Here is a 24,935-nt window from a genome sequence, read left to right on the forward strand (position 1 = left end):
CGACCGGGCACTTGATGTGCCCGGCGATCATTTAACCTACTCGTCATCCTTAGCGTCTTCTTTTTTCTCAGCTTCATCTGTTTCAGGTGTGGCCTGAACCGGCTCATCTTTTTCAGCAGCCGCTGGCTTGCCGCCTTCTTCGTCAGCCGGCTTTGATTCAGGCTTTGATTCAGGCTTTGATTCAGGCTTTGACTCAGGTTTTGACTCAGGCTTTGACTCAGGCTTTGACTCAGGCTTTGACTCAGGCTTTGACTCAGGCTTTGACTCAGGCTTTGACTCAGGCTTTGACTCAGGTTTTGACTCAGGTTTTGACTCAGGTTTTTCTGGAGTCGCTTCCGGCTTCATTTCGGCTGGTTTTGTATCGCCAGTCTCTTTTGCAGGATCAACTGTTTTTTTCATTTCCGGCTTCTCTACTGCCGGAGTCTCAGGGAGTACAGTTGGGTTTTCCCCTGCTTCGCCGGCGGGTTGCTCCTTCGCCTTGACGAGATCAGTACGATTGATTTTCATTCGGTCAAAGACATCTGCAGCGATGACATAGTACCAGTCTGCGAAACGTCGATTGAGCTCATCGACCCGCTCCTGTCCCTTCTTCATGTCCTCTTCGTAGTCTTTCAGTTTGATCTCATAGATCTCAAGATCTTCTTCGTACTTCTCAAGAGCTTTTTCGTAAGCCTTTTGCAGATCTTCTTTCGCTGTCTCAGCTTCGGTCTCCCCAGATTCCTTGTTGTCAGATTCTGCCTCTTTCGCTGCTGAAGAATCATCAGCTGGTTTCTCTTCTTCAGCTGCTGATTTTTCCGTCTCTTCCTCCTTTGGAGGCTCCGGCTTTACGGGCGGGGTTGGCTTCTTGCCAATGAGGCTCTCGTCAAACTGGGCAGTTACAAACAGATATCGGCTCTTAAGTTCTGTGTCTGATTTCTCAGCCTCATCTTTCTCAGACTCATCCTCACCGGATTCGGTCTCTTTGCCGTCCTCTTTTTTGGTCTCGTCTTGGGAACTTTCTTTCGAATCTTTCTTATCTTGATCCTCGACCTTTCGGCCAACTTCAATATCGACTTCACTCCCCGAAAATTCCTCACCAAAGCGTAAAACGTACAGCACACCTTGACTGGTTCCGAGCAAAACTTCTCCTTCGTTGGAGAGGATGCCTCCGGTTCTTCGATCGAAGAAGAACCCCTTTTCCTGAAGATCGAGCAAATCAAAATCAGTGGTGGTCACGCCATCGCCGGTCTCGTTTTTTAACCCGGCACTGATTCCTTTTGGCTTTCTGCGAACTCCCACAATCGACAAGTCATCAAGGGCGTCCAGTAGTGCAGTGACATTGCTGGTATCCAACTCTTCCTTGCTGGCATTGAGCCCTTCCAGAGCCCAATCAGCGGTCGATGATGGACGCCGCAACGTAAGACGATCACCTTGCACGATTCCGCGTCGTACTTCATCGACCTGGTAGCGATTGATGATCAATTCACGAGCATCAGCCTTGTTGATGTCCAAAATATCTTTTGCAATCCAGTCTGAAAATTTCGTTGAGATCTTCAGGTCGCCAAGATTTGCGGTGTAGAAGCGGTCTTCGTCCGCAGCCCGAATGTAATATTGGTTCTGCTGGCCTTCAACTTGTTTCCCGACGATGATATCAACAACAGGTTCATCACCTTGATACAGCGTGATACGGTCTCCGCGACCTTCCGTTCCTGTGACTTCCTTATCAAGAGGGTCAAGCAAGTTATATCGCTTGTGGGCAGCCTTCGTTCGTTCGATGAGCGCCTGACGTTCAACCCCGATCATTGAGGCTGCTGTTTTCGCCAGCTGATCTTCTCCATCAGCGGGATAGTCGTGATGAGATGGGATTCTCCACAGCCCATCCTTGACTTCCACGCTGAAGGCTTCAGTTTTGCTGGTCTCATCATTGAATGAGGCGACACGCAAACCGGTGGCAGCATTGGGGTCTGTAAAGTCAGGATAAAACGGTTCACCGACATCGACAAACGCATCCAGATCGGACGGTTTGTTCAGTGAATGAGTTGCAAAGCCGATCCCGACACACGCGATGGCAACGCCAAGAAAGATAATAGTACGAACTGACTGGCTCATATGGATCACTCCCATTTCAGGGACTCGAAATTCAAATTTCTATGTAGCCTCAACAAGCGAGTTCAATTCTTTGTCTTAGAGACGAATTTCAATCACTTGTTCAGGTTTTGTCGAATGCGAATCAATCACAATACGAAAACGGACAAATGCTTTATCTCTGGTGAAGCGTCATATTGTTTTGTTCTGGTGGCATACCAACGAGCTTGCCCACCCTTTCACAACATGACATTCACTGACCGCCAGAGAAATTACCTTAAACGATCTTTGGCGATTCCGCGGCGTTCATTGAAGACCTGTGACAGGACTACGATGATCCCGAGGAAAATGGCAGGAAGAGGTGGAACAATGACCGCCCACTTCCATTTCCCATTCTCAATTTTCCGGATCTCCTGTTCGGTTTCGATTCGAACCTTGCGAACACGTTCGTTCTTTTCACGTTCAATTTCTTCTTCCTGTTGCCGCAGTTTTCGATTTTCGGCTTCGGCAGCATTTTGAAGACGGACTTGCATCGTTCCGGCGTCCATGTTTCCTTTTTGCATTTCACCACGCAAATCGGCAAGGATCTTTTCCAGACGATCTTTGGCATCTTTGACAGCTTGCTTCGCTTCGTCGTCGGCCTTTTTCTCTTCGTTGCTGCGTCGCTCTTCGAACTTCTTCTTCTGACGCTCAAGTTCTGCGAGTGTTCGGTGTTCGGCACGTCGTTTCCGCAAATCGATGAACCGTTCATCTCCAGCGAGGTAATCGACACAGTTCAAGGTGAACAGGATATTGTCGATTTTCAAGTCGTACATTTGCCGTTGCCAGACGTCAAACATGACGTTGTGAATCATGTCGATGTCAGCAACAAAAATTGCATGAATTCCTTCCTTCTTCTCTTCTCCGTCGGAAGATCCACTCGGTTGAACCAAGGCTGCGATCGTGTATCGCTTATCATCTGGAGTGTAGGTTGACGGTGCCGACATTTGCCGCCCTCCAAACATTCCCGGTCGTGTGATTTCGTTCCAGTCATTCAGACCGGTACTCGACTGCCGAGAGCGGAGCAACTCGATGTATTCCAATCGTGTCTCTGGGTCACGTGAAATGGCTCCCGGGTAATAGAGCAGGAGTTCCTGTAATCCCCCAGCAATGGGATTGTTTGGAATTTGTCTAGAGTCATCTTTGTCGTCATCAGACTCAGTGAGGAAGATCAATTCTTTCGGGAAAACGCTCGCATAGCGAGGATGCGGATTCCGCAAATCGAACAGACTTTTACTGACATCCCAACGTAGCCCCAAAGCTTTCATTAACGAAGTCGCTCGGCCTCCGTCAGCTTTCGGCTCTGCGGGCTGCTGCATTCCCATCATACCGCCGCCGGGACTCGGTTTCGGTTCAAGTGGAGCCCCTTGAAGCCCTGGAGGATTGAACAACGGTACTGGGTCGTCAAAGATGAGTACGGGATGCCCCTCCTTGACATAGTTGACGAAATTATCCATCTGCGGCTGAGTGAGTGAAGATGGCAGCACCGCGAGGAGAACGTCGACTTCAGCTTCGATTTTGCTGTCCGGAGAAACTTCTCTGATATTGTACTGTTTTTCGAGTTCCGTCACGATTTGCCATTCTGGCAAACTGCGGAAAGTTCGCTGATCAAACCCTCCGAACACACCTGCATCGGTCGTCAGGATGCCGACAGTTTTTCGTTCGGCCTTGGAAACAGTTCCAAGAGAACGTGTCAATTCGTATTCAATGGGTGTTCCACGATCAAAGAACGGAACGACAACAGTGTCAAATCCGCTCGTCAGGACGACACCAAGATAAACGTCTTCGAGAGAAAACCGCCCATTGGTCTCACTCTGGATTTGTCGCGGTGTAATCCCCAATGAACTCGCTTCTTCAGCCGCTTCGCTATACGGCTCGACATCGACGAATCGGACCTGAATATTCGCTCCTCCCCGCTGATCATACTCACGCAATTTATCTCGCAACTCTTTGCGGATCGGAACGTAGTCCTGGGGAACATCAGGCGAGAGAAATGCCTGAATCGTCACAGGTTTCTCCTTGTCAATCCCTTTGATCGTCTCGATAGTAGTTTTCGAAAGCGTATGTAGCTGTTCCGAGGTCGTATCGATATCTCCACCGGCCACTGCAAGTGTGTAGGTGAAGCTGAGCAGGGCGACTGCCAGGCAAGCAACACGAGCAGTGTAATGGAGAGCCATTTCTCCAGCATTTTTTCCGCCAGCCCAGTGACGGCGGGCGATGAACACAGAATTCAGATACAGGAAAAATGCAGTGAGTCCAATGAAGTAGAAAATCCCGCTATAAGCCACTTTTCCAGCTGTGAATCCTTCCAGATGTCCCCCAACACTCAAAGGAGCGGTGATGCCCAACGTGTCCTTCAGTAACGTATCAACTCCGGGGATGCGATCGATGAACACAGGAATCGCGCAGATTGCGGTCCCGAGTACAAATGCAACTGTTGCGCTACTCGTAAGCACGGAAGCAAACATTCCGGCAGCCAGAAGTGCTCCACCAGCCAGCCAGTAACCGAAGTAGGTCGTCGCGATCAGTCCCCAATCGGGATTTCCTAACGCGGATAGCACGAACGCATGCGTGATCGAGAACATCAGTGCGACGGTGTAAACAAACAGTACCGCCAAATACTTGCCGAGCAGAATTTCGAAATCGGAAGCGGGTAAAGTAAACAGCAGTTCATCGGTCCCCAACTTCTTCTCATCTGCCCAGGCAGTCATGGTGATCGCTGGAATAATGAACAGAAGCAGCAGCGGAAACTGGCTGCTCAACTGATCCAGGTTGGCGAGATTGTCGGCGAAGAAATTCTGGTTGAATGCCAGAAAAGCTCCTGCGACGACAAACACCACAATGAACAAATACCCGAGCATTCCGGAGAAGTAACTCGATACATTTCTTTTAAATACTGCAAGGATAACGTGGCTGCGCATCTCGATATCTTTGGTTTTTCAAGAGTTTCGAAAGTCGCCCCCTGCTGAAATTTCATTGAGAAGATTCTCGAAGAAATTTCTCGGTGCAGAAGACGGAAATGTTCTGATTCGCCTTAACACGACTGTTGAAATCGTTCTGATTCACTCGACTCGGACCACTTCTCATGTTTTGCATGAACCTATCCCGGCTGGCAACCTGCCGTAGATTCGATGTATTGACCGAACACGCAGTTCACCAAGCGAGTCACGGGTCGAAGCAATCTCGCTCACCCCGCAACGTTCGTCCCGGTGAGTTTTCGGAATTGATCTTCCATCTGGCCGGTCTCGCCCTTCATTTGCTCGACGTTGCCATCAAGAATAATTCGTCCCCGGTCGATCAAAATAATCCGATCGCAAACAGCCTCCACTTCCGACAGAATGTGAGTTGAAAGCAGAATCGTCTTGGTCTTACCGAGTTCGCGAATGAGTTCGCGAACCTGAAATGTTTGATTCGGGTCCAGTCCGCTGGTCGGTTCATCAAGAATCAACACCTGCGGATCGTGCAATAAAGCATGTGCCATCCCGACACGCTGACGATATCCCCGGGAGAGCTTCCCAATCTGCTTTCCCCAAACATCTTCCAACGAGCATTTCTGGACTACATAATCGAGTCGCTGCTTCAGCGTCTCGCGACTCATTCCACGTGCCTGGCCGATGTATTTCAACAGCCCCTGAGGTGTCATTTCATTGTAGAGGGGACCATTCTCAGGCAAGTAGCCAATCAGCTCGCTCGCCTTGATCCGGTCCTCAGCCATATTGAAACCACCGATTCGAGCTTCTCCTTCACTTGGCGTCAGGAAGCCCGTCAACAGTTTCATGGTTGTTGACTTACCAGCCCCGTTCGGCCCCAGGAACGCAGCGATTTCCCCTTGAGGAACAGAAAATGAAACGTCCCGCGTTGCAATGAACGGTCCGTAAAATTTTGAAAGGCTCTTGGCCTCAATCATCGGGTCGGAACACTCGACCATCAAAACTCTCCTTTATTACCCCACCTGAATTATCGGTGTGAATTCACACGATAGCGATAACGGTGACAAGACGCGATGCAACACCCGGTCACGAGATATCAGATTGCATAAACCACATGACATTCAAAGCCGCAAAAGAAATCGCCCTCTCGGAACGGTCTCTCGTCGCCTTCCCGATGTCATTGAACTTGCATGACCCCAACGTTTGAAAAGAAAGAGGATGATTATCCTTGGCCAAGGGACTCTGGAATCGAGTGAACCTGACACACTTACGTTGTTGTCATTGAATGTGAATTCCATAATAAGTTGACTTCTTTTGCTGAAGAGTCAAGTCAATTCCAGGCAAGAATTCCAGTCGATTCAATTTTCCTTGATACTTGAGAGTGCCTGCAATTTCAATGAAATTCACCAAAGAGAACGCAGCCGAAGCGAGCGCAAGAAACCCCAAACCTGCAGATACCATTTGAAACAAACACAAAGCCTGAAACGATCGCTGACGCCACAAGTAATCGCCGCCCGAAAAGAGAGGCAATAATCATCATCTCAACTTGCACCGAATCAGACTGCCCACAGCCCTGCAGTGGTGAAGGCGGACCAGTTTCTTCGCCGACTCTCCATAGTAAAGTGGGGGCAGAGAAGACAAAGCCTGAATCAAAGAGAAAATTCAATCAAAAAGGTTGCTTGACGCAACGTTCCCAGCGAGATAAAGTCTCGCACCAAAGCACCCGTAGCTCAGTTGGTTAGAGTGCATGCTTGACATGCATGAGGTCGCTGGTTCGAGTCCAGCCGGGTGCATTTTTCTTAACTACTGCTGAAACAAGAACTTGTGTTACCTGTCGACGTTCGGCAGTGCAGCCTGAAATTCAACGAAATCCGGTATACTACCGGATTCGGTGAAATGGAGGTTGCATACCGATGTCAAAACCATCCACCCTGCGTGTCCCTTCTTATCGTCGACATAAGTCTTCCGGGCAAGCTGTTGTTACTATCAACAGCCGAGACATCTATCTGGGGAAATGGAATTCCGCCGCGAGCAAGGCTGAATACGATCGCCTGGTCGCTGAGTCCTTGACACATGGACGACAATTGCAAAGCAATTCTGATCGGACAGTAGTCGAAGTTCTTAACGCATACCGCAAGTTCGCAGAGAGCTATTATCGCAAAGATGGTCGAGTCACCAGCGAGTACAATGGGATCAAGGACGCTTTGAAGCTCGTACGCGAGTTCTACGGTCGAGTATCGGCAAATGAATTCGGACCACTGGCACTGAAAGCGGTTCGGCAGCGAATGATTGATAAAGGCTGGTCTCGTAGCACCATCAACAAGGCGATCAGTCGAATTCGCAGATGCTTCAAATGGGCGGTTGAGAACGGACTCGTGCGTAATGATATGTACCACGGACTCATGGCTGTTTCTGGCTTGAGGATGGGACGCTCAGATGCACGAGAAGCAGAACCAGTGCTACCTGTGGACGATGTTACAGTCGAGGTGACCCTTCCCCATTTAACTCCTCCCCGTACAAAACACACACGCGAACGCGTCCGCGAGAGCGCATTTGATGTAAGCTCTTTGCCATCAACAGTATCGAGGTTTCGCGATTGGAACGTGCGATGCTGCTCGATCATGCAAATCTTGAACGCTGGATCAACTGCTCAACAGCTTGGCAAGTTGGGAAGAGAATTTGCTGAACGGTTTTGAGAGCGCAGCGGATTTTTGAGCTTTCCAGGGATACGTCGCTTAACAACATGCGACCCGTGATTCTGCCGGTTCTACCGATCGTCCGGTGATCAAACGACACCTTCGACCTACTCTGAGATCGGCCCGACCGTGGCGCTGGTCCTCTTAAATAATGTGGCTATTTTGCGAGGATTTCCAGCGGGGTAAAAATATGTTGTACCTCGTAATTTTCCTCGTTTCACAAGCGACTTGAACATACCAAGATGGACAAGATTCTGCACCCCTTATTCGCCTTGTTGGCCTCAGTGACGCGTCAGGAACTCGCACGCCAGGTCGCGTACCTCAAAGAAGAGAACCGTATTCTTCGCGCCAGATTGCCGGAGCGAATTGTGACCACTCCGCAAGAGCGAGCCCGACTGCTGAAGGTAGGCCGCAAACTCGGCACCCAGCTTCGCGAGCTGATGTCGATCGCCAGCTACGAGTCATTCCGTCGCTGGGTGCGAGAAAAAGAAGACGGCAGGACGAAGCGGACGAATCCTGATAAGAATCCGACACGTAAACCTGGACGCCCCAAGACTCCTGATGACATTCGTGCACTGGTCATCAAGATCCGAAAGGAGTCGAACTTCGGCTACACTCGCATCCTTGGCGAGCTCCGGAAACTGGGCATTCACATCTCACGCCAGACGGTCAAGAACATTCTGGTCGAAGCCGGTTTCACACCAAATCCCGAAGGCACCGACAAGCAGGATTCCTGGGATGCGTTCCTCAAGCGTCACGCTGACACACTCTGGCAGTGTGATTTTCTAACTAAGCCGATGTGGACGGCCACGGGTGTAGTTGACCTGTACCTGCTGGTGTTTCTGCATCTAGGAACACGCAGGTGCTGGATCAGTCCCTGCACGTTGCATCCAGATTCCGCGTGGGTTTCACAGCAAGCCAAGAACTTCCTGATGGAAGCCGAAGACATGGACCTTACACCGAAAATGGTAATGCGGGACAACGACACAAAATTCATCTCGCAGTTTGACATGGTGTTCAAGGCCAGCGGGGCGAAGATCAAGCGAAACACACCACTTTCGCCCAACCTGCGGGCTCACGTTGAGCGGTTCATTCAGAGTCTGAAGCACGAGTGTCTCGACAAGTTCATGATCGTGGCTCAGCGGCACCTCAACCACATCTGCCGCGAGTGGAGCGCGCACTATAATTCGGAACGGCCGCATGAATTTTGCGAACATCTTCCACCAGCGTGCGAGCATCCACCAGAGCCCGTCGAGTCAATCAAGATCAGAGACATGGTTTGCAAGACTCGGCTGGGTGGACTGCTGAAGCACTACAGACGCCGCGCTGCTTGAAGCAAAGCCATCGCTGGACTTCTAGATTCCGATCTGATTCCTCCCAATACGCAACTCCTCCAGAGAGAACGGTCGACTTTGTCTTTGTTCTACACAATCAACTCCGTACAACGTTTTGTAACGGGCGATGCGTCCAGCACAGGCTAGTTGACCTTCCCAAGGTCTGTAGTGACTGTTGCTTATTGGAACTCATCGAATTCGCGTTTGAGGATTCGCTGATAAACTAGGATTGTCAAAGAGCAGTTCAATTGGTTGAACTTTCTTTCCCAAAGGATCTGTCGCAGGTTTAGTGGGTCAAGTAGGTTTTAGCGACCAGTCGCGAAGTCAAACTGCTTTGTATTCTTAGTGGCAGGGTGATACAGTTAAAAGCCTTCCAGCACGGAACTTAAACCATTTGGGCCTCAGATGATGACGAACTCATTTGACTCTTGCGTGAAAATCGCGGCATGCATATGTGCCAAAGATGGGATCATTTCCCAGGCCGAAGAAGAAACCATGCATGAGATGATTTGTGTGCGTTTTCCGGAAGTAGAGGAAAATGCATTCGAAAAATCACTTCAGGCATTTTTTGATTCGGACGCTGGGATCGAGGAATATCTCAATCTCGTGACCGAGCCAGAACTCAGGACTTTTGTCCTGCAGCTGGCGGAAGCAAGCGCATCGGCAGATGGTCTGGACCCACAGGAAAATGTTGCCCTGATCAAGTCTCGTGAAATCTGGGGGATCAGTCGCGATGCCTAGGACAGTTGAAACCGCGCCCAGCCCAAAATCACACATCAAGACTTTGATGAGAATTGGATATACGCTCAATTCGGCTATTGCCGACATCATAGACAATTCGATTGCGGCAGGCTCGCAAAATATTGATATCTATGCGCCACCGGGGAGAAAGGAGCCGCTGATCTCCATCCTTGATGATGGATGCGGCATGGACCTGGATGAATTGACACAAAACATGAGGATCGGATGCAAGGATCCTTACGCGGAAAGGGAAAAAGGTGATTTAGGACGATTCGGATCCGGAATGAAAACCGCCAGCTTTTCACAGGCCAGATGTCTTACGGTGGTTAGCCGGAAGGAAGGGCAGCCGTTGGTCGCTGCGAGATGGGACATCGACAGGATAGAAGAGATGGACTCTTGGTGCCTGGAAGTTTTCGATCCGGCGGAAGTAACACAGATCGATGGTCTGAGCCCTGATTTTCCCGTCAAATGCGGCACCCAGCTGATTCTGAGCAACCTGACCTGTTTTGACGTCGGTAGCCACGCATTGGATCACGATACCGAGTTGGCCTCACGACTTTCTGAATTGCGGTCGTACATAGCACTTCACTTTCATCGATTCATGTCTGGACCTGATAAACGGGCATTCACCATAAATTCGACTCCAATCGAACCTGTGGACCCCTTCATGACGAGAGAGAGAAGATATCAGGAGGGGCCTTCGGAAAGAATGAGATGTAAGGGTGGACACATCAGCATAAAAACCCACGTACTTCCTCATTTCAAATACATGAACGCAAAACGCTTGGAAGAGCTGGGCGGGGCAGACGGAATCACGAAGAATCAGGGGCTATACATCTATCGTGAAAAGCGTCTCATCATTGCTGGCGGATGGCTTGGAATGAAGCCCAGCAGTCAACTGGGAGCTTTGGCACGGGTGCAGGTTGACATTCCTTCTTCGCTTGACAATGACTGGTCCACCGATGTCAAGAAAGCAAGTCTCCAGATACCAGTCAAAGTAAAAAGGGGGCTTAAAAAGTTTCTTGCAGATCCCGTCAAAAGGTCGAAAAAGGTCCATCGTTATCGGGGCAAACAGGAGGTGGCCAATGAGTTCTGGAAAATTTGCGAGGATGAGAACAGTCAAACCATTACCTATCAGATCGATCCTGACAACGATCAGTTGAGAGAGATCCTGCGAAACAGTGATCGCGAAACAAGTGTCCTACTGATCCGTTACCTGAAACTGCTGGCAGAACTTGTGCCGATCAACCACATCTATGAAAAAATGTCCGAACGTCCCAGAGACGTCAATCAACAGAACGTTGATTTAAGCGCACTTGAGGAACTGATCGAGAAAGTGATTGCAAGGTAATATGAAACAGACTAATTCAATCTTCAACATGCTTTTAACCACTATCAGCTCAAAACTGAGGGTACACCAGACGATGGGGAAACCCATCACCAGTGGATTGATTAAGGAAAAGATATCTGAAATCTGCGATGAGTTGAGTTCAGAGCTTGATATTGAAATATCAGAGGAAGACGTCAAGCGACTCGAGTTCCAAGTCGGTCTAGCATTCAACGTTCAAGTCGGTGAAAAAGCTGTTGTGCTTCCCAATAAGGATCTGCCACGTTGGTTTGACGCCAAGAAGTCGGAAATAGATTTTGCGCATTGGGACGCCTATCGGGAGATGCTCGAGTCAAAAGGTCGCGCGATGACGATCGTTGACGCCAATGAGGAAGTGATCAACAACATCCTCGATTTCTCTGGAGATCCAACGACTCCAGGAAAGTGGTCCCGAAAAGGTCTTGTAATGGGCAACGTACAGTCCGGAAAAACGCAAAACTATCTGGGGCTTATCAATAAGGCAATCGACTCTGGTTACAGGACGATCATTCTGTTGGGCGGCCACCTCAACGACCTTCGCAGGCAGACCCAGGAAAGGGTTGACGAAGGCGTCTTGGGACGAGAATCCAGACACCTTGCGGAGGCCCGGGCGGTGCAGCCAGAGAGGATTGGGGTCGGTCTGATCCGTGACAACGAAATCGATACTGGTACGACGACAATTGGTGATTTCAATAAAAATTTCGCGGACCGTTTTGGGTTTAAACTGAGCGGATCGAAAGTGGTCATCTTCACGATCAAGAAGCATACGGGTGTTATGGAACGACTTTACGATTGGATCCGTAATTTCCATTACCTGGATCCTGGTCAAGATAAGAAGCTAGACGGTCCATTGCTGTTAATTGACGACGAAGCAGACTACGCCTCCATCAACACCAAGCATCACCGGGAGGAAGTTACACGAACCAATGAATTCATTCGAAAACTTCTAACACTTTTCCACCGCAACACATATGTTGGTTATACGGCGACCCCTTTCGCAAACATCTTCATCGACCCGGACGACGCCAGCTATGCTGACGAGGATGATATCTTCCCCTCTGATTTTATGATACGAATTCCAGTTCCCGACAACTATATGGGACAGGATTACTTTTTTGGTCAAGGGCTTTCAGAGGTACAAGAAGAAGGTGAATCCGATTCTGACCAGAATTCGCCTACGATTCCTATCTATGATCACCAACCTGTTTATCGATTAAAAAAGGACACGGAGGTAAGCGAAGTTCCTGAAAGCCTGAAAGAAGCAGTTCGCGCATTTCTTCTGGTCATTGCCATCAGGAGTCTTCGCGGTGAGAAGTATGCCCACAATACCATGCTGGTAAATATTTCCCATCTCAAAGTTCACCAAAATCAGTTGGAAAGACTTCTGGCCAACTACCACCGTGATGTGCTCAATGCTCTGGAGTCTTTTGCTGGTCTCGGGATCGTTGAAGCCAGAAAGTCCGATATTCTAAAAAAAATGGAGGATACATTCCATAAAGTGTTTTCTGTCGCAGAAGAATATGAAGACATATTTAGCCGCCTTGTAACATCGGCTCAACGTGTGAAAGTCTGGGCGATCAACCAGTCCAGCCGAAAAGATGACCGGAATCTTGACTACTCGAAGCACAGTGAGTTTGGGCTCTGTGCGATTGTGATTGGCGGTCACAAATTATCACGGGGGCTTACGCTGGAAGGCTTGAGTATTTCGTATTTTGCAAGGAATTCGAAGGCGTACGATACCCTGATGCAGATGTGTCGCTGGTTTGGCTACCGACCGAACTACGAAGACCTCTGCCGGGTTTATCTTCCAGAGGAGTCCATCGAATGGTATTCCTTTATTTCCACTGCGATCCGTGAACTCTATCAGGAACTGGAGCTGATGGCACGCAAGGAGGCTCGGCCCAGGGAATTTGGCCTGAAAGTGAGGGAACATCCTGGAGCCATGCTGATTACGGCCAAAAACAAGATCGGATGGGCTGAATCAGAAATCCGTTCGCAGGATCTGTGGGGACAGGTCCAGAGGCGATTTCGGTTCCGTCCTGATCCTGAGGTCAACCGAAGAAACCTGGAATTTACGACCAGCTTCATCACAAGGCTCATGGAGGCTGTAGAACACAAGACGGATACGAAAACTGGTGCCGTGTGTTTCCCTGAAGTTTCCTACTCGGACGTCATCGAATTCATCACGGAAATGGACTTGCCGGAAGATGATTTGGGTAATGGTGCCCTGATTAAACATCTCAAAAAGATGGAGGAAATGAACCTAGCTGCGACTCGAGTCGTCCTTTTTAACCAGATGAGTAAGCCTCTGAAGTTAAAATGGGAAGCTGAGGAGAAGGATTTGACCGACCATAACAAATTCGACCAATACAAGAACCACTACTCAGAAGGAATTAGGAACGGCATAGAACTGACAGGACGCCTGGAAATTTCGAAAAACTCGGCGAATCACTGGAAGAAGCGAGTGGCTTGAGGCTCAGGCTCAGTGTTGGGATTATTTCATGAAGTGTCAATCACTAAACAGCCCTTAGTATTGTGGTGATTTTACAGAACCAATCATGGGCTTCATGGCAGAATATCTATTCGATAACACTGAAACCAATCGACTTTAAGTAATCGAATGTTGTGTCATAAAACGTCGAGTCCCGTGTAGGATCGTTCGAGTCACCATTTGGGACATAGATTACCATCCCTTGTCGTGCCCGAGTGAGTAAAACACGATACGCATTTTTCAAATACGTTTTCCTCTCATCTTTTCGAATATGAGTCCACCGGTCCCCTCGAAAAGAGAAATGTCCCCAATAATCTGTTGTCTTGCGAAAATCAGCATCCCAAGTCACCAAGGTCCAATCTAGCTCAAGTCCTTGAACCTTAAATTCGGTTGCTGCATCTTCGAGGTAAAACGATGACCTGACATCCTCTTTCGGATTCAAAAACCAATGGATTGGATCAATCTGAATTCTCACATCAATTGCGTGAGGTTTAAGTCTTTGTGCTTGAGACGAAGCGACGACACCGTAGCGTTCACTGCCTCTTGCTTTTCCGCGAATCCATTCTTTCGCAACATTGATGTCCCGAGTGATTACAATGGGATATTTGTCATTAATGGAAAGTAATGTTTTTTGTGCCTTGCTTAAATCGCAATCGAGTAGCTCTTTCACCAAAAGTGAAACTTTCTCTGCACGATAAGAACGCATCGAAACATTCAAGTGAAGCTGGTCGATGAATTCTGAACGACCTCGTTTTTTTACTTCGTCAATAACGCTACCCGACCCGTATTCTTTGTCAGTTAATCGAGACGACAGTAACAAATTCCAATTTGGAAACGATTTTGACACAGCGCTGATCCATTCTTGAATCCCAGCTTCGCCAGTATTGATTTCTTGCCCGCCTCCAACCAAGCAAATAACGACAGCCCAATCTTCATGTCGATCAAGGCAAGATATTAAAAACTCTGGCTCGGACTGAACAAAGTCTTTGAAATTCTTCTTCTGCATCATGAACTTAGTGGTCTGGTCGAGATTCCAAGCTCGTTGAGCTTCGTCGAAAATTGCAACGTGTTCTATCGGAGGGCGATCAGAATCAACTAGACATTCATCTCGGAAGTGATGTACGTTTTGAATGAACATTTTAACTTCGCTTAGAGCTTCACTCTTTTTTGCTTTTCGCCCCATTTCCTTTTCACGATGCACTTTATCCCTCGCGAGTGCTTCACGCAGTACTGCAACGAGAGGGCCATTGCCTGATAAGAATACTGAGTGAAGGTCCTCGGCCTTATTCGTATGGCTTGTCGCGATATCTAGCCCAACAAGAGTTTTCCCAGCGCCAGGCACTCCCGTCACAAAACAGATATACTTCTGCTTTTCACGCTTCGCAGAATGGATCACATTTTCGATGGCGTTGGTGGTCAATGTAAGATTAGTCGCTGATGCATCATTTCTTGTGATTTCTTCCACCAAATGCCCACTATAAAGCGCCTGAGCTGCCTCTATAATTGTGGGTGTTGGTGAGTAGCGACCTTTTTCCCAATCATCCACGCAACGGTTTTCTCCACAAGTCTCTGCCAATACTGATGTAATCACGTGCAGCAGATTATTGGAGTTCGACAGTATCGGATTGTATACGTCATCATGGAGACGAGCGAACCTTTTATCTGCACCAGTTGTAGCTGCAGTTGCTACAAGCACTGGAGCGATAATACGGTCGTGACTCGTCTCATGAAAATTTTTAAGATCAAGTGCATAATCCCAAACTTGGTCGATTGCTGCGGAGTTGAAGGCCGTTTCCCCTACTTTGAATTCGAGTACGAACACCACATTTGCGATAACCAAGACGACGTCAATTCTTCTTCCGAGGCGTGGAATGGAATACTCCAAATAGATTCGCCCTTCAGCTGCAATCGAAACTAATACGTCTTTCAATATACAAATTTCTTGAACCCACGCATCACGTTGCGAGACATCAAGCTCAAATGTGTTTTTCAGTGAGAGTGTTCCAATGATCTCTTCTACGCTTTTCGAAAGAAACTCACTGATGTTATCGCCGTAGAAATACCTAGTCAGTGGATATCGAGTCATTAGCCCCTCCTTCACTTTCATCGAGTCTGACATTCATGCTCAGCAAGAATGTCAGTAACATTTTCAAACAATTGCAAGTAAGTTAGCAAACCTGCTCTGCGAGCAGAGGCGGGACTGCGTTGCCCACCTGGGAATATTGTGACGTTCGGGGACCGCAGAAGAAATAATTATCAGGAAATGTCTGAAGCCGGGCAGCTTCTCGGACCGTCAGGCTCCGGCACTGTGCGGAATCGGGATGGATGAAGTAATGGCCGTCTTTCGATATATGAGAGGTAATCGTCGACGCTGGCTTTCCGGCGATCTGGACACGAAAGCGATCATCAAAGTCGCCACTCGAAGCATTCTTGTGATTGGGCTGCAGGTCGGCGGGAAACTGAGCAAGCTTTGGTGAGACCCCATTCACTTTCGCATAACACGTGGCGAAGAGATAACGCGCCAGGTCTGTGTCCATATGACCGCGGGTTGAATGATTGCAGACTCCTCCCAAGCGTGAATCCAGATACCAGTCTCTCAGTGTCGATGGAAGACTTGATTCCGTTTTCCAGGAAACAAACTCGCTACCGCGATCTTCAGGAGAGGAATCGAGGTTGCTGATGATCGAAAGTATTTCATCACGGATACTTGGAATCGTCCCATTCGAGACCGACTTCAGCCAGCGACGTTCATCCTCTGGTGTTGATCTGACTGTCTGCTCAATCTGCGTCTGACGCCACAGCTCGGGGCTGTCCTTCAGGTTGACATATCGCGAGCTGACTCGCTTCCGAGACAAGCCACTTCGCAGGGGAGGGAGGCCACCAATAATCTCTGCGACAGATGGTGCAGGAGACGGAGTGAGAAACGGCAATTCCACATCTCCAAGATCTTCACGAATGCCAATTAGAAACACCCGGTGACGGATCTGAGGAATGCCATGTTGCTCGCTTGCGACGAGAAAGTCGCCCGGATGCCAGGCGCCTTCGACCAGCGAGTTCCGAGGTTTGATCAGCGGAACAATTCGGTATCGTTGCGAGCGATTGACACGCCGTTTCTTACCAGAGGCCTCAAGCGGTGATTCGAGGTCAGTAATGATCTTTTCGAAAACCTTTTGATTATTCACTGTAGCAGACAGAAGACCTTTAACGTTCTCCATCACGAACACAGATGGCCAGTGTTCCGCGATGATGCGGAGATATTCCTGATAGAGCGAAGATCTGTGGTCGTCTTCAATGCGGTAGTCAGCAATCCCCTTGTTACGGGCCCTTCCAGCGATTGAATATGCCTGACATGGAGGCCCGCCAATCAGAACCCACGGTTGCTTCCTGTTTTTCACAGACTTCCGAATCGCACTGCCAATGAGCTTGTGCGATTCCTCCGATGCCCCAAGTTCTGCACAGACGGCTTCCCGTTCCGCCGTTTTCCATGCTGCCAAGACATCAGGTTTATTCTGCAGGTGTTCAGGCAGGTCTTCGAGCTTAAGTTCGCCTCGGAGAACCTGGTAATACTCCTCAGGCGCTGTTCCGACAGGAAACTGCCGGAAGAAGCTCCGCAGTTTCAACGTTTCATGTGCGCGGGGATCCTTTTCGACAGACAGCGAAATACGGAACGGCTGGTACCCATCGCGTGTTCTAAATGAACTGAATCCTTCCCCCAGACCGCCAGGTCCGGCAAAAATATCAATAACCGGTATCTGTTCGATTTCTTCCATTCTTCAATCCCATTTCACAATCCACTCCGTCGCTTTGCTAATCAGCTGGTTCTCGCACCTCCACATGATCGTTCGTGGTTGATTCATGTAACGCCTTTTGCACGCAATTTGTTGAGCGATTACGCCAAGTTTTCCCCCTATGTTACGCTGCCCATCAGAAACAGGAAGGCACAGGCGAAAAGATTCAGAGTTCAGCGACAAACAAGAGATCTTCAGGCACAAAACACCCCTGATTCGATCGTTCGAATCAGGGGTGTCGATTGTCACCGCCAATGACGGCTAAAGCAGGTTGACCACCTTGTCGGCCAGACCCTTCTCGCCTGGGTTCTTTTCCCCCAGCACGATGTTGAGCTTACCGCTTGCAGCGATCTTTTCTAGGACTTCCAGTTCCCGCAGCCGCATAAGGACCGGGTTGTCTGCCAGCAGCTTGGCCGTGTTGGCCTGTGACCGCATGGCAGCCGTTTCTTCGCGGCGGAAAATCAGGTTGGCCTCGGCTCTCCCCGTGCAAGACCCTTGGAGTTCCTTTCCGCGTCGGACTCTGAGGATTCAAAACCGCAGCTATCACACGGTTTACGATGATCGCCGACGCATCTACGTTCCGGGGACTCGACCGCCAGAAGTGCCCAAACCTCGCATCAGACGTTCCCGACTGAAGATTCGGGCGGCGAACAACCCTGTCCGAAACGTGATCAAGGTGGCTCGCGAATACGAGGCGTTTCTGTCTCGCCCCGAGGTCTATGGTTATCGCCAAGTCGCTCAGAATTTCGGCATCTCGAAGGTGATGGTCAGCTACTACCTCACGCTCCTGAACCGGCTCCCAACAGAGTTCATCAGCTGGATGGAAACCTGCGAGGAGGAACTCCCGCTGACATTCTTCAGCCTGAAGCGGCTGAGACCCGTCACGATGCTGGACGAGCCGGACCGTCGTCCCGAACTGGTTGCCCTGACTCGAAAGCTGATCGAGGAAATGCAGGGCGATCCGTCTGAGGCCGTGCCAGCTCTCCTGGAACTTCTCGGGGAATCGGCACTGGCGACCCCGAAACCGCGTGAACACCGGTCGATCCAGCTCGACTGATTGATACGACTGGGTGGCAGCTTGCCAAATCAGGCTCACAATAAGCCACTCGGTCTTTCCAAAGGCCGTCACCGGGGTGCAAAAAATAGATTTCCCTGTGTTTTACTTTGTTTTGCGAGTCTAACACGATGCGGAATGTTTACCAGTCTCTGCTGCTATTGATCGCCGGAGCCACCCAGCAGGAACTGGCTCGGCAGGTCCGCTACCTCAAGGTTGAGAACGAAATCCTGCGGGGCAAGCTACCCAAACGGGTGACATTGACCCCGAAGGAAAAGAACCGTCTCGCGAAGTTTGCAGCGAAGCTCGGTTCGGCCCTGAATGAACTGGCAACGATTGCTCATCCGAGCACGATCCGACGCTGGATTCGAGAGGCGGCTGGTGGCGTGAAAAAGTCGGTGGCGAAACGCGGTCGCCCCAAGACGAAAGAGGAGATTCGGGAACTGGTCCTGAAAATGGCTCGTGAGAATGACTGGGGGTACACCCGGATTATGGGTGAGCTGAAGAAACTCGGGATCACTCCGCCGTCTCGCAACACTATCAAGAACATCCTCAAAGAGAACGGTCTCGATCCGGGACCGAAGCGAGGCGAGGGGACCTGGGACGATTTCCTGAAGCAGCACGCTTCCACGCTCTGGCAGTGCGACTTCTACGCCAAGAAAGCCCTGACACTGAAAGGCTTTCGGGATCTCTACATTCTCGTGTTCCTGCATGTGGAATCTCGGCGAGTTTACATCACGCCATCGACGTTCCATCCCAACGAGGAGTGGGTGAAACAACAGGCTGTTGCGTTTCTGGACCACGTAAAGGAGAGCGATCTCGACATCAAGCTGTTGATGCACGACAGGGACACGAAGTTCACTGCCTCATTCGATGCGTTGTTCGATCAGGCGGGCGCAGAAATGAAGCAGACAGCATTCCGGTCACCGAACACAAACGCCTTTGTGGAGCGGTACATCCAGACGTTGCAACAGGAGGTGCTGGATCACTTCATCGTCTTCGGAGAACAGCACATGGATCACATCGTGGCCGAGGCGGTTGAGCACTATCACGAGGAACGTCCTCATCAGTCCAAAGACAACGAGCTGTTGATCAAACCGCCTGATGATCGAACCGAAAAAGATTCAGAGAATCAGCAGCTCAAGCTCCACTGCAACGAGCGGCTCGGGGGACTGCTGAAGCACTATTACCTGAAGGCGGCGTAGTGTTTGCCTCTTTCGGCAGCTTCGGACCGTACCTTTGGTGTGGCCATGTTCTTGAAATGTGGTTGAGAGCTACCATTGGATCGGTTCCTCCTCTCGAAAGAAGCCACCTCTTGTGCCGTCGTCCGTGACCGTGGCGCCAATCCGCCAAAGCCTTCAGTGCTGCGTTGATCATTCCGTAGACGCCCGGTCCCACAGCACCAAATTCCACCTGTCGCGGCGAATGGATATGATGCCACACGACGGAAGAAAGGAGCGGACTGACCGCGAACAGGGGCAAAGTGGGAACCGTGCCGTGTTACTGTCGCGGCCAGCCGCTCGCTGACCGATGGTCGCTCGAACGTAATTGTCGTTCGAGCTGGGAAACCTATTTTGTTGGTTGTGGACCAAGCCAGAACCAGAGGCCGATCGTTGCCGACGCGAGAGCAACTCCAGCAATGAATGATGTCCAGAACCCTATTCCAAGACGTTCTGAGAACGCGATGGGAATGAAAAAGGGGAGTCCGAGAGGAACCAGAACCAGCGTCTCGCGGGCCAGCTTGGACACCGTGGTCAATTCCTGTTCTTTGTGCCACACTGCGATGAAAGCCACGATGCTCACGATCGGCAGAGTCAGCAGCAAAGCTCCAAGTCGCGGGTAACGGTCGGCAAGCTGCGACACGCCTGCCACGACTAGACCGGCAACGATCGCTCTCCACCACATAAGGCTCTCCAGCTCAAAAAATGCAGGGCTACTAAAAAGGGGTTACTCCACAACGATCGGTACGTCGTACTCGACGGCTTCTCCGTCAGCGGGCACGATGCGAAAGTGAATCACGACTTTGGATACGCCTGCCGGAATCTTGAGTCCGCCTTGTGCGTAGTGCGCTGGCTCCTCATCGGTGGTTGGTTCGTAAACAGTCGCAACTTCCTTGGCGAGTTCTTTCCCATCTTCGCCGAGCAGTGCATTGAACACTTTTGCATCATTCACCGGTTGGCCGTCTCGGGTAATTGAGACAGCAGGCTCAACTTCTTCTCCAGCATGGAGATGCTTGCCGTGGTGGCCGAGCTTGATGATCAGCCCGGCGTGTTCTTTGGGTTCACCCTCCCATACCAACGCATCATCTTCTCCGTGAGAGTGGCCGTGGCTGCGATGAGCTTCTTCCTTGAAGTTGCCTGCGTACGGAGTGCCGTCAACGGCAGCGCTGATCGTTCCCTCATACTCCATCACCGTTGCAAGGCCATCGTGTGTCCCAACAAAGCGGGAAGACTTTCCTTCGGGTTCGCCATCCAGAGGGACCGGTAGCAGGTCGGTCTGCAACTCCGGTTTCTTGATCGTCAACAGAACTGACTCGGTTGTGATCGGTACTGGCGTCTTCTCATCACTTCCGAGCACATAGACCGTCGCCTCCTTTTTGTCGTGATCGACGGTGAACTCAACGTGATACGTGCCTCCGCCCCAGTCGGCCACTGTTCCGCCATGCGGGCCGACACCATGACCATGTCCACCCTCACCATGATCGTGCCCACCGGGGCCGTGGTCGTGACCGTGATCCGATTCAGCGGATGCGCCGGTTCCCGATTGCTGGGATGAGGGAGTTTCCGATGGTTTGCTGCAACCCGTGACGAGCGACACCGTAAGCAGCGCCGTCATTGACAGGTATCCGATGCGAGAAATCTTCATTTCTGGTTCCTTTACTAAAACTGAGGGGAATTGAGGGTTCGTGGTTCAAATGCTGGCCGACTGCAATCTTGATGTTGAGGTGGCAGCCGAGCTGACGGAACAAGGATTACGGCTCAATGTGTTCTCCTGATTCTTCGAGTTGCGTGAGTCTCATCGCATCCTTGCCACTGAAGGCCCAGAAGATTCCGGGATGGATTAGAAACTCACAGAAGGTTGATGTGATGAGCCCACCGAGAATGACGGTGGCCACTGGATAAAGAATCTCGCGCCCTGGCTCTTGTCCTCCAAGAACAAGCGGCAACAAGCCGAAACCGGCTGTGAGTGCGGTCATCAAGACAGGAGCGAGTCGTTCGAGGCTTCCCCGCAAGATCATCTCGCGACTGAAGTCTTCACCTTCCTCCTTCATCAAGTGGAAGTAGTGTGTGACGAGCAGAATCCCGTTTCTCACGGCGATGCCACCCAATGAAATGAAACCGACGAGGCTCGCGACCGTCAGCGATTGATGGGTCAACACCAACGCCAGAACTCCGCCAATGAAGGCGGTCGGCAACGCATTGAGAATCTGTAAGACGACGCGAACGGACGGAAACAGCAGCATCAGGACGACGAACATTCCCACAACGGAGACTCCCGCCAACACGACAATGGTTCTTGTGGCACGCTGTTGACTCTCGAACTGCCCTCCGTATTCAATGAAGTAACCGACCGGCAGCTCGACCTGACTGTTGACTCGCTCGGTGATCTCCTTCACGGCACTGGCGAGGTCGCGATCCTGCGTGTTGCAGCGAATGACCATTCGACGACGTGCGTTTTCCCGATTGACGGCGTTTGGACCTGTTCCCGGGCCAATGTCGGCCAATTCACGAAGTTCGATCTGGCCTCGATCGTTTGGCAGATCAATTCTCAAACGCCCCAGGTTCGCATAGTCCGTCCGATAGTCTTCTTCGAGCCGCACCAGTAGATCGAAACGCCGTTGCCCCTCCAGAACCTGCGAGACGACTTCGCCCTGCAACGCCGTCTGCACAATGTTGGCAACGTAAGCGCGCGTGATGCCGTGAAAGGCCAGGTCATCGGCACGGAGTTGAATGTGAAGTTCCTCCGTGTGTTTGATCGGCTCGATCACGGGAGGCGTGATACCGTCTATGTTCTGAATGGTCGTCTTGACCTTCTCCGATAACTGTTGCAGGGTGTTGAGATCATCGCCGTGTATCTTGATCGCGATTTGTGCGTAAACACCGGACACCATGTGGCTGATGAGGTGGGCCAACGGTTGTTCCACTTCAATCGAAACGCCGGGAACTTCTTCTCCCAAATCGTCCAGCAGTTTCTTGATAATCTCGTCACGATCATGCTGGGCCTCGGGATTCATGCTGAGGATGTATTCACCAGCATTGACTGGCGAAGCGTGTTCATCCATTTCCGCTCGCCCCGTTCGCCGCACGAAGTGCAGGATCGCACCGTCCGGGTTTGACTCAGACTTCTGCATTTCGCGGAGCTTCCTGTCGATCAAGCCCGACGTTTCATTCGACGCAAGTAGCGACGATCCAGGTGGCAGGGTGACGTTGATCTGCACGCTGCCTTCGTCAAACTCGGGGAGAAAGTTGCGACCAAGATGAGCCATTTGCCAGCCCGAAAAGCCGACAGCAATCCAGGTCAACAGGAGCAATAACCCCGGAAACGCCATACTCAATCGGATCAGATAACTGACCATCCATTTCATGGATCGCAGGAGGAGGCCGTCCTGTTCAGCGTGTGTCGCCTTCGATTGCGGAAGCAGGTAATACGACAACACTGGCGTGACGGTAAGCGAAACGAACAGTGAAGCCAGAATTGAAATGATGTACGCCACACCGAGCGGCGTGAACAAGCGACCTTCCACCCCCGAGAGCGCAAAGAGCGGAAGGAACACAAGAATCACAACCGCCGTCCCAAAGACGATGGCACTGCGGATTTCTTTGCTTGCTTCGTAAACGACCTGGATCGCGGGTCGAGGCGTTTCGAGTGCGTTGTTCTCTTTCAACCGTCGAAAGATGTTCTCGACGTCGACGATGGCATCATCGACAAGCTCTCCCATTGCGACGGCCAAGCCCCCCAGCGTCATCACGTTGATGGATAGCTCCGTACCAGACAGCCATCCAATCACACGAAACACCAACGTCGTGATGACCAACGAAAGAGGAATGGCTGTCAGCGTGATGAACGTCGTGCGGAAGTTCAGAAGGAACAGAAACAGAATGATGATGACCAGCCCCGCACCCAGGATGAGTGCTTCGCCGACGTTGAAAATGCCTCGGTCGATAAAGTTGCGAAGCTGAAACAACTCCGAATTGATCACGATGTCTGCCGTCAGCGATTCTTCCGCTTCGGCGAATGCCGTTTCCAGCCGTTCAGTCAAATCACGAGTATCAACATGCGGCTGCTTGACGATGGTAAAAACAACGCCGGGGCGACCGCTGACACTTCCATCACCCCGTTTGAACTCCGCTCCCTCCACCACACTGGCAACTTGTCCCAACAGAACTGCACGCTTCTCGTTGGCTTTCACCGGAATCTGACGCAGATCATGCAGCACGCGATCGGGTTCCGGCCCGAGCCGTCCAAGGACTCGAATGGGGCGTTCCGTTTCACCGGTGACCGCGAAACCGCCGCTTGTGTTGATGTTACTTTCTTTGAGTGCCTGCTCAACGTCCTGTAATGTGACGCCGTATTCCAACAGGGCCGTCGGATCAATCCTGACTTGGTACTGCTTCTTGTCACCTCCCAGAATGAACGCTTCCGCAACACCAGTCACTTTCAGTATGCGTGGCCGAATAATCCAATCCGACGTCGTTCGTAGCGACAGGCGTCTCGATTCGTCGGAAGGGAAGTCAACTTCGTGCTGCTTGCCGTCGATGGTGATGATCGCGACATGAGAGTCCTCTGCCTGCTGGAGAGAGTCCTCCGATGTCGACTCAATCCAATCGACACTTTCGACATCCACTTCCTTCCAGGTACTGACCTGATTTCGCTCTACCGGCTGCCAAACCTTCAATTCTGGAGCTTGGTCGTCTCCGCCGACCAACTCGACAAGCAGCCCGGTCCTGCCGACAGGATAAAGTTCTCCGCCGTTTGGTCCCTGTTGTCGATAGATTCCCGCGACGACGATCTGCCCCATAATTGATGCAGGCGGCGTCATCTGAGGCAGAATCCCTTCTGGCAACACGCTACCCAAAGTCGTCAGGCGTTCCTGGACCGTCTGCCGAGCGGCTCGAATATCGGTGTTCCAGTCGAACTCGATATAGACGACGTTGAGGCCAGCCGTGGATTGGCTCCGAACCGCCTGAACTCCGCTGGCACCAAGAAGCGCAATTTCAATCGGTTGAGTGACGAGAGTTTCCACTTCTTCCGTAGCAAGTCCTGGGCACTCGGTAATGATGATGACTCGCGGTCGGTCGAGGTCAGGAAAGACATCAATCGGCATTTGTGAGGTAAGATAAGAGCCGTACACCAGCATGAACATGCTGACCACGAGCACGAGCATTCGGTATCGGAGTGCAAATCGAATAATCGCGTTGAGCATTGTGCTTT

Annotated in this window: 15 protein-coding genes, 1 tRNA gene and 1 pseudogene; 8 read left to right on the plus strand and 9 right to left on the minus strand. The window is 50.8% G+C overall.

Annotated features, from left to right (window positions below; all coding sequences use genetic code 11):
* Nucleotides 1-36: 36 nt before the first annotated feature.
* The 3 genes from Mal48_RS14785 to Mal48_RS14795 all read right to left on the minus strand — a co-directional run bounded on the left by Mal48_RS14785 (nucleotide 37) and on the right by Mal48_RS14795 (nucleotide 6,031).
* Complete coding sequence (locus tag Mal48_RS14785; protein ID WP_197441725.1) at nucleotides 37-2,088, minus strand: DUF4340 domain-containing protein; 2,052 nt, start codon at nucleotides 2,086-2,088, stop codon at nucleotides 37-39.
* Nucleotides 2,089-2,336: 248 nt separating this feature from the next.
* The gene (locus tag Mal48_RS14790) at nucleotides 2,337-5,024 is read right to left on the minus strand and encodes a Gldg family protein (RefSeq protein WP_145201012.1); all 2,688 of its coding nucleotides are present in this window, start codon (nucleotides 5,022-5,024) and stop codon (nucleotides 2,337-2,339) included.
* A gap of 266 nt (nucleotides 5,025-5,290) precedes the next feature.
* On the minus strand, nucleotides 5,291-6,031 hold the full coding sequence (locus Mal48_RS14795) for an ABC transporter ATP-binding protein (RefSeq protein ID WP_145201015.1): 741 nt from the start codon (nucleotides 6,029-6,031) through the stop codon (nucleotides 5,291-5,293).
* A gap of 721 nt (nucleotides 6,032-6,752) precedes the next feature.
* Here Mal48_RS14795 and Mal48_RS14800 point away from each other — a divergent pair.
* The 6 genes from Mal48_RS14800 to Mal48_RS14825 all read left to right on the plus strand — a co-directional run bounded on the left by Mal48_RS14800 (nucleotide 6,753) and on the right by Mal48_RS14825 (nucleotide 13,643).
* Nucleotides 6,753-6,826: transfer RNA gene (locus Mal48_RS14800), tRNA-Val, on the plus strand.
* 120 nt (nucleotides 6,827-6,946) lie between these two features.
* On the plus strand, nucleotides 6,947-7,729 hold the full coding sequence (locus tag Mal48_RS14805; RefSeq protein ID WP_145201018.1) for a phage integrase SAM-like domain-containing protein: 783 nt from the start codon (nucleotides 6,947-6,949) through the stop codon (nucleotides 7,727-7,729).
* 242 nt (nucleotides 7,730-7,971) lie between these two features.
* Nucleotides 7,972-9,063 carry an integrase core domain-containing protein gene (locus tag Mal48_RS14810; RefSeq protein ID WP_145201021.1) on the plus strand — a complete coding sequence of 364 codons (1,092 nt, stop codon included), beginning with the start codon at nucleotides 7,972-7,974 and terminating at the stop codon, nucleotides 9,061-9,063.
* Between the two features lie 405 nt (nucleotides 9,064-9,468).
* Nucleotides 9,469-9,804 carry a hypothetical protein gene (locus tag Mal48_RS14815; RefSeq protein ID WP_231739605.1) on the plus strand — a complete coding sequence of 112 codons (336 nt, stop codon included), beginning with the start codon at nucleotides 9,469-9,471 and terminating at the stop codon, nucleotides 9,802-9,804.
* The gene (locus Mal48_RS14820) at nucleotides 9,797-11,155 is read left to right on the plus strand and encodes an ATP-binding protein (RefSeq protein WP_145201028.1); all 1,359 of its coding nucleotides are present in this window, start codon (nucleotides 9,797-9,799) and stop codon (nucleotides 11,153-11,155) included. The genes Mal48_RS14815 and Mal48_RS14820 overlap by 8 nt, the downstream gene beginning before the upstream one ends.
* 28 nt (nucleotides 11,156-11,183) lie before the next feature.
* Nucleotides 11,184-13,643, plus strand: a complete 2,460-nt coding sequence (locus Mal48_RS14825) for a Z1 domain-containing protein (RefSeq protein WP_197441726.1) — start codon at nucleotides 11,184-11,186, stop codon at nucleotides 13,641-13,643.
* Between the two features lie 106 nt (nucleotides 13,644-13,749).
* Here the strand turns inward: Mal48_RS14825 and Mal48_RS14830 are convergent, their stop codons facing one another.
* From Mal48_RS14830 to Mal48_RS14840, 3 genes and pseudogenes are all read right to left on the minus strand, one after another.
* Nucleotides 13,750-15,747, minus strand: coding sequence for a DUF2075 domain-containing protein (locus tag Mal48_RS14830; RefSeq protein ID WP_145201034.1), 1,998 nt, complete (start codon nucleotides 15,745-15,747; stop codon nucleotides 13,750-13,752).
* Between the two features lie 82 nt (nucleotides 15,748-15,829).
* Entirely contained in the window at nucleotides 15,830-17,431 is a 1,602-nt protein-coding gene (locus Mal48_RS14835) for a DNA cytosine methyltransferase (RefSeq protein WP_145201037.1), read from the minus strand.
* 279 nt (nucleotides 17,432-17,710) lie between these two features.
* Nucleotides 17,711-17,926: pseudogene (locus Mal48_RS14840) on the minus strand (slipin family protein); the annotation flags it as partial.
* Here Mal48_RS14840 and Mal48_RS14845 point away from each other — a divergent pair.
* Nucleotides 17,883-18,506 (plus strand): hypothetical protein, encoded by a 624-nt coding sequence (locus Mal48_RS14845; RefSeq protein WP_145201040.1) that lies wholly within the window; start codon nucleotides 17,883-17,885, stop codon nucleotides 18,504-18,506. The pseudogene Mal48_RS14840 and the gene Mal48_RS14845 sit on opposite strands and share 44 nt — an antisense overlap.
* A gap of 128 nt (nucleotides 18,507-18,634) precedes the next feature.
* Nucleotides 18,635-19,708 carry an integrase core domain-containing protein gene (locus Mal48_RS14850; RefSeq protein WP_145201044.1) on the plus strand — a complete coding sequence of 358 codons (1,074 nt, stop codon included), beginning with the start codon at nucleotides 18,635-18,637 and terminating at the stop codon, nucleotides 19,706-19,708.
* 364 nt (nucleotides 19,709-20,072) lie between these two features.
* Here the strand turns inward: Mal48_RS14850 and Mal48_RS14855 are convergent, their stop codons facing one another.
* The 3 genes from Mal48_RS14855 to Mal48_RS14865 all read right to left on the minus strand — a co-directional run bounded on the left by Mal48_RS14855 (nucleotide 20,073) and on the right by Mal48_RS14865 (nucleotide 24,927).
* Entirely contained in the window at nucleotides 20,073-20,408 is a 336-nt protein-coding gene (locus Mal48_RS14855; RefSeq protein WP_145201047.1) for a hypothetical protein, read from the minus strand.
* 42 nt (nucleotides 20,409-20,450) lie between these two features.
* Nucleotides 20,451-21,368, minus strand: coding sequence for a hypothetical protein (locus Mal48_RS23310; protein WP_197441727.1), 918 nt, complete (start codon nucleotides 21,366-21,368; stop codon nucleotides 20,451-20,453).
* 106 nt (nucleotides 21,369-21,474) lie between these two features.
* Nucleotides 21,475-24,927, minus strand: a complete 3,453-nt coding sequence (locus tag Mal48_RS14865) for an efflux RND transporter permease subunit (RefSeq protein ID WP_145201050.1) — start codon at nucleotides 24,925-24,927, stop codon at nucleotides 21,475-21,477.
* Nucleotides 24,928-24,935 lie beyond the last annotated feature (8 nt).

The sequence above is a fragment of the Thalassoglobus polymorphus genome (assembly GCF_007744255.1).
Lineage (GTDB): Bacteria > Planctomycetota > Planctomycetia > Planctomycetales > Planctomycetaceae > Thalassoglobus > Thalassoglobus polymorphus.